This is a genomic window from Paracoccus sp. S4493, from assembly GCF_000967735.1.
GTDB lineage: Bacteria > Pseudomonadota > Alphaproteobacteria > Rhodobacterales > Rhodobacteraceae > Paracoccus > Paracoccus marcusii.
The window spans coordinates 1-463 of sequence record NZ_JXYF01000204.1 but is presented as its reverse complement, the minus strand read 5'-3'; the positions used below and the strand labels follow the sequence as shown (position 1 = coordinate 463).

1 protein-coding gene is annotated in these 463 nt (G+C 68.3%); it reads right to left on the bottom strand.

What is annotated here, in order from left to right:
• A partial coding sequence (locus tag TW83_RS16320) for a radical SAM protein (protein ID WP_045983841.1) occupies positions 1-463 on the bottom strand: 463 nt, incomplete at both ends.

Here is a 463-nt window from a genome sequence, read left to right as displayed (position 1 = left end):
CCGGCACCAGCCGCAGGATGCGCATGACCAGATCGCCAAGCCGCGGCGTGCCCGGCAGGTCCGCGCCCCAGCTGGTCAGGTCCACCCCGGTCAGCACGACTTCGTTAAAGCTGCGCCCGACCAGACGCTTGATCTGCTCGACCACCACGCCCGCAGGCACCGACCGCGAATTGCCGCGCCCGAAGGGGATGATGCAGAAGGTGCAGCGGTGATCGCAGCCGTTCTGGACCTGCACATAGGCCCGGTGCCGCCCGAACCCGTCGATCAGGTGGCCCGCGGTTTCCCGCACCGACATGATGTCGTCCACGACCACCTTCTCGGTCTCGCCGATCAGGTCGGGGGCGCGCAGGGACGCCCACGTGGCGGGCTGCATCTTCTCATGGTTGCCGATGACCTTGGTGACCTCGGGCATGGCGGCAAAGGTTTCGGGCTCGGTCTGGGCGGCGCAGCCGGTGACGATGAC